Annotated in this window: 2 protein-coding genes; both read left to right on the forward strand. The window is 62.6% G+C overall.

Going from position 1 to position 1159, the window contains the following annotated elements; all coding sequences use genetic code 11:
- Nucleotides 1–213 precede the first annotated feature (213 nt).
- The gene (fliS, locus tag ABYB95_RS23775) at nt 214–648 is read left to right on the forward strand and encodes a flagellar export chaperone FliS (RefSeq protein ID WP_372662930.1); all 435 of its coding nucleotides are present in this window, start codon (nt 214–216) and stop codon (nt 646–648) included.
- A gap of 2 nt (nt 649–650) precedes the next feature.
- The gene (locus tag ABYB95_RS23780; RefSeq protein WP_372662933.1) at nt 651–950 is read left to right on the forward strand and encodes a flagellar protein FliT; all 300 of its coding nucleotides are present in this window, start codon (nt 651–653) and stop codon (nt 948–950) included.
- The last annotated feature ends 209 nt before the right edge of the window (nt 951–1159 follow it).

A 1159-nucleotide genomic window follows, 5' to 3' on the forward strand; every position in this document is an offset into this window, starting at 1 on the left:
GATGTGGGCATCGAAATGAAGACCGGTGGCGGCGCTGCGGCACCAGGCGCGGCCCTGGTGATGAAACCACACCGAGCGTGAGCGCCACCACCTTCAGAACGTCACAACGCCAAGAAGACCGCCATGAACACCCTTCAATTCCCGGACCACGGGCCTTCAGTCCCCGCCGTGGATGCCGATACAAAAAGGTATCAAAACCAAGGAATTGGCACCATGTTCACCTCTGTTAACTCTCGCGCAGCATCGGCCTACAAACGGGTTTCGGCAGAAACCAGCGTCCAGGGCGCCAACCCACACCAGCTCGTCGCTTTGTTGTTCGAAGCCCTGCTGCAGTCGATCCAGACCGCCCGTGGCGCGATGGCCCGTGGCGATGTGCAGGCCAAGGGCGAAGCCCTGGGCAAGGCGGTTCGCATTCTGGAAGAGGGCCTGAAAGCCGGCCTGAATCTGCGCGACGGGGGTGAGATCGCCAGCAACCTGCAGCAGCTGTACAGCTATTGCGTGACCCGTCTGACACAAGCCAATCTGCGCAACGACCCTCTGGGCCTGGACGAAGCGCAGGGCTTGATCGAGCCGGTGGCCCAGTCGTGGAAGCAAATCCAGGGCTCAACGTCTGTCCACCAACCAGCAGTGCCCGTCGCCGGAGCCTGATCATGGAGCACAACCTCTTGGACTACTACAAAGCGATTGAAAGCGCGAGCCAGAAAATGCTGGTCGCCGCCAAAACCGAAAACTGGGACGAAGTGGTGCGTCTGGAAGGGGCTTGTGCGGTTCTGATCGCCCAGTTGCGCCACCGCTCACGCCACCACACCCTGAGCCCCGACGACCGGCGCGAGAAGACCCGCATCATGCAGCGCATCCTGCGCGCCGATGCGCAAATCCGCTGCCTGGCCGAGCCTTGGCTGGGCGACCTGGAAGTGTTCTTCGAGAAGCAAAGCGTGCCCTTGCACTGACACCCTATACCGGCTCCGGGCGGGCCGGTGCGCGGGCAACAGCCGCGCAGGGTCGGAAGGGTCGGCGGATCAAGACACGGCGTGGAGCGGCCGCTTGAACGGCTCAGGCAAGAGAGGACTCGGGCTCAGTGCCCTAGAGATGGTCGCGCACAGCGCGGCGGGGAATCAAACCGACATGTTCATGATGTCGGTATAGGCCTGGACCATGC

Source organism: Hydrogenophaga sp. (assembly GCF_041633695.1).
Taxonomy (GTDB): Bacteria; Pseudomonadota; Gammaproteobacteria; order Burkholderiales; family Burkholderiaceae_C; genus Hydrogenophaga.

Excerpts from the sequence above, each read along its gene's own strand:
- fliS (WP_372662930.1), top strand. The coding sequence starts at position 214 with ATGTTCACCTCTGTTAACTCTCGCGCAGCATCGGCCTACAAACGGGTT.
- ABYB95_RS23780 (WP_372662933.1), top strand. The coding sequence starts at position 651 with ATGGAGCACAACCTCTTGGACTACTACAAAGCGATTGAAAGCGCGAGC.